The organism is Methylobacterium sp. WL6 (assembly GCF_008040095.1).
GTDB lineage: Bacteria > Pseudomonadota > Alphaproteobacteria > Rhizobiales > Beijerinckiaceae > Methylobacterium.
In genome coordinates this window covers 1-3578 of record NZ_VRVH01000385.1, presented here as the reverse complement: position 1 = coordinate 3578, position 3578 = coordinate 1, and the positions used below count along the sequence as shown (strand labels likewise).

Genomic DNA, 3578 nt, shown 5'->3' with positions numbered 1-3578 from the left:
AGGTCGGCCCGGCGCAGGATCGCCTCCGCCGGGCCCGCGGCGGCGACGCGGCCGGCCTCCAGCACCACCACGGTGTTGGCGAGCCGCGCGACCTCGCCGACCGCGTGGCTGACGTAGACGATCGGGATCCCGGCCTCGTCGCGCAGGCGCTCGATATAGGGAAGGATCTCGCCCTTGCGCGCCTCGTCCAGCGCCGCCAGCGGCTCGTCCATCAGCAGCAGGCGGGGTCTCGCCAGCAGCGCCCGGCCGATGGCGACGCGCTGGCGCTCGCCGCCGGAGAGGCCCGCGGGCTGCCGGTCGAGCAGGTGGCCGATGCCGAGCATGTCGACGACGGCGTCGTGCTCGGCCCGTTCCGCCCGGCGGCCCGCGAAGAAGCGGCCGTAGCCGAGGTTGCTCCGCACGCTGAGGTGGGGAAACAGGCGGGCATCCTGGAACACCAGCCCGATCCGGCGCCGGTGCACCGGCAGGGCGATGCGCCGGTCGGTGTCGACCAGCGTCTCGCCGGCGACGACGATGCGGCCGCGATCGGGCCGGCTCAACCCGGCGATCAGGTCGATCAGCGTGGTCTTGCCCGAGCCCGAGCGCCCGAATAGGGCGGTGAGCCCGGCCCCGGCGGCGAAGGCGGCGTCGAGCGTGAAGGCGCCCCGGCGCAGGGCGACGGCGACGTCGAGCGTCATGCCGGGCGGCTCGATCGGCGCGGACCGGCGTTGTGCAGCGATACCCTCACGGAAGGCCGCGCATGATCACCGTCCACCACCTGGAGAACAGCCGCTCGCAGCGGGTGCTCTGGCTGCTCGAGGAGCTCGGCCTGGACTACACGGTGAAGCGCTACGCCCGGGACCGCGAGACGATGCTGGCGCCGCCGGCGTTGCGGGCGATCCACCCGCTCGGCAAGTCGCCGGTGATCACCGACGGCGACATCGTGGTGGCCGAGTCCGGTGCCATCGTCGAATACCTCACCGCCCGCTGCGGCGGCGCGCTGGTGCCTGCGCCGGGCACGGAAGCGCATCGCCGCTACATCTATTGGCTCCATTACGCCGAAGGCTCGGCGATGCCGCCGCTGCTGCTGAAGCTGGTATTCTCCCGGCTGGCGCCGGGCAGCCCCGCCCTGGTGCGCCCCCTCGCGAGGGGGATCGCCAAGGCGGTGACGGCCAAGTTCGTCGACCCGGAGCTGCGCCGCCACGCCGCCTATTGGGAGGAGGAGCTGTCCGCCCGGCCGTGGTTCTGCGGCGCGGACTTCACCGCCGCCGACATCCAGATGAGCTTTCCCCTCGAAGCCTTTGCCGCACGCGGCACCGGAGCCGGCGCCAAGCTGACCGGCTGGCTCGCCCGCATCCATGCCCGCCCGGCCTACAAGCGGGCGCTGGAGCGCGGCGGGCCGTACGCCTATGCGTGAGGCGCGGCTGTGGGGCTTTCCCCTCCCCCCTCCGCGGGGGAGGGTGCCCCTGGGATGCGACGGGGATTCCATCACCCCGCTCCCAGCTTCCGGCCGATGCGGCGGGCCAGCACCTCCGAGAGCAGCAGCGCGGTCATCGACAGGGCGACCGAGATCAGCGTCAGGCGCAAGGCGCCGGCCTCGCCGCCCGGCACCTGCGTCAAGGTGTAGATCGCCGAAGGCAGCGTCTGGGTCTCGCCGGGAATGTTCGAGACGAAGGTGATGGTGGCGCCGAACTCGCCCATCGCCTTGGCGAAGGCGAGCACCGCGCCGGCGAGGATGCCGGGCAGGCTCAACGGCAGCGTCACCGTGAGGAACACCGCGATCGGCCGGGCGCCCAGCGTCGCGGCCGCCTGCTCGAGCCGGGCGTCCACCGCCTCGATCGACAGGCGCATCGCCCGCACCATCAGCGGGAAGCCCATCACCGCGCAGGCGAGCGCCGCCCCGGTCCAGCGGAAGGCGAACACGATGCCCGCCTCGGCGAGCCACGCGCCGACGAGGCCGCGTCGCCCGAGGGTCAGGAGCAGCAGGTAGCCGGTCACGACCGGCGGCAGGATCAGCGGCAGGTGCACGAGGCCGTCGAGGACGGCGCGGCCCGGAAACGTGCGCTTGGCAAGCAGCCAGGCCACCAGCAGGCCGGGCCCGAGGCTCGCAAGCGTCGCGACGGCGGCCACCTTCAGGCTCAGTGCCACCGCGGTCCACTCGTCGGGCGTCAGGTCGAGCAAGGATGGCGCGTCCCGTCCGGGCGCCGCGGCTCGTCGCGGCCCCTCACGCCGCAGGCTTGGACGCGGACGATGCCGCGCGCAAGCCGCTCAGGCGTCGAACTCGTCTCCGCGGGGCTTCGCGTCCTCGGCGCGGTGCAGCCGGCTCAGCAGCACGAGGAGCTGGCCCGGCAGGGGCGTGTCGAGGGCTTCGGCCCCGAGCAACGTGTCGCGGGCGCGGACCGGTTGGCGACGGCGGCGCGAGACGCCGTTGAGGACGACCGGCCGACGAACGGATGGTCTCGAATTGGTCACGCGGACGCACCCTCGATGGTCGAACGACTCGGACGACGCGGAGAAGTGACCGAAAACGCTGCACGGTAACCCCGGTTCCGGGGGTCCATATGATGAACGGGTAAACAATCTGCCGCATTGCCAGGCGATTTTGCCGCGGTTGCCGACATCGGCCATCGCGGGACCGGACGGGCCACAACATTTCCGCCGCGGACCGCGCCACACGTCGCGGAACGCGGCCGAGGGTGGTAAGGCCGGCCATGCTCGAAGGCCTGCACCCGAACCGCCCGACCCACGTCCTGCAGCTGATGACCGACGAGCGGTCGGCGCGCACGATGACCGACCTGCTCGGCGAGATGTTCGACCCGACCGAGACGGCGGTCGCCGCCTTCGAGGCGGAGGACGGGGTGACGTGGCGGCTGGAAGCCTACTTCGCCGACGCGCCGGACGAGGATTTCATCCGCGACCTGATCCGCCCCGTGGTCGGCGCGCAGGCGGACGCGGCGGAGTTCCGCACCATCGACCAGAAGGACTGGGTCCGCGCCTCGCTCGAAGGCCTCGTGCCCGTGCGGGCCGGCCGCTTCCGCATCCACGGCTCGCACGACCGCGCCACCGTGCGGCCGAACGAGCTCGCCATTGAGATCGAGGCGGCGCTCGCCTTCGGCACCGGCCATCACGGCACCACGCTCGGCTGCCTCAAGGCGCTGGTCGACGTGCTGAAGCGCGGGCGCCCCGGCCGGGTGCTCGACGTCGGCACCGGCACCGGCATCCTCGCCTTCGCCGCCGCCAAGGCTCTGCGCCGGCCGGTGATCGCCGGCGACCTCGACGGCGAGGCGGTCAGGACCGCCCGCGCCAACGCGCATGCCAACGGCCTCGGGCCGTACCTCAAGCTCTACGAGGCGCCCGGCGTGCGCAACGCCCTCGCCGCGCGGCCGCGCCACTTCGACGTGGTCTTCGCCAACATCCTCGCGCGCCCGCTGCGGCGGCTCGCGCCGACGCTGTCGGCCGTGGTGGCCGAGGGCGGCGTGCTGGTGCTCTCGGGCCTGATCGAGCGCGACGTCGCCGGCGTGCTCTCGGCCTACCGCCACCGCGGCTTCCATCTCGCTTCGAAGGGCACGATCGAGGGCTGGGTCGCCCTGGTGCTCCGC

5 protein-coding genes are annotated in these 3578 nt (G+C 73.1%); 2 read left to right on the top strand and 3 right to left on the bottom strand.

Annotated features, from left to right (window positions below; translation table 11 throughout):
* Window positions 1-677 (bottom strand): molybdenum ABC transporter ATP-binding protein (modC, locus tag FV230_RS26010; protein ID WP_147844443.1); only part of this gene is annotated, 677 nt, incomplete at its 3' end.
* Between the two features lie 62 nt (window positions 678-739).
* Between modC and FV230_RS26005 the strand changes: the two genes are divergently transcribed.
* A complete protein-coding gene (locus tag FV230_RS26005) occupies window positions 740-1396 on the top strand; it encodes a glutathione S-transferase (RefSeq protein ID WP_147844442.1) in 657 nt (218 codons plus the stop codon).
* Between the two features lie 71 nt (window positions 1397-1467).
* Here FV230_RS26005 and modB read toward each other — a convergent pair whose 3' ends face one another.
* Window positions 1468-2160, bottom strand: coding sequence for a molybdate ABC transporter permease subunit (gene modB, locus FV230_RS26000; protein ID WP_147729156.1), 693 nt, complete (start codon window positions 2158-2160; stop codon window positions 1468-1470).
* An 87-nt stretch (window positions 2161-2247) separates the two neighbouring features.
* Window positions 2248-2451 (bottom strand): hypothetical protein, encoded by a 204-nt coding sequence (locus FV230_RS25995; RefSeq protein WP_147729157.1) that lies wholly within the window; start codon window positions 2449-2451, stop codon window positions 2248-2250.
* 239 nt (window positions 2452-2690) lie between these two features.
* Between FV230_RS25995 and FV230_RS25990 the strand changes: the two genes are divergently transcribed.
* Window positions 2691-3578, top strand: an 888-nt coding sequence (locus FV230_RS25990) for a 50S ribosomal protein L11 methyltransferase (RefSeq protein ID WP_147844441.1), incomplete at its 3' end; no start/stop codon positions are given.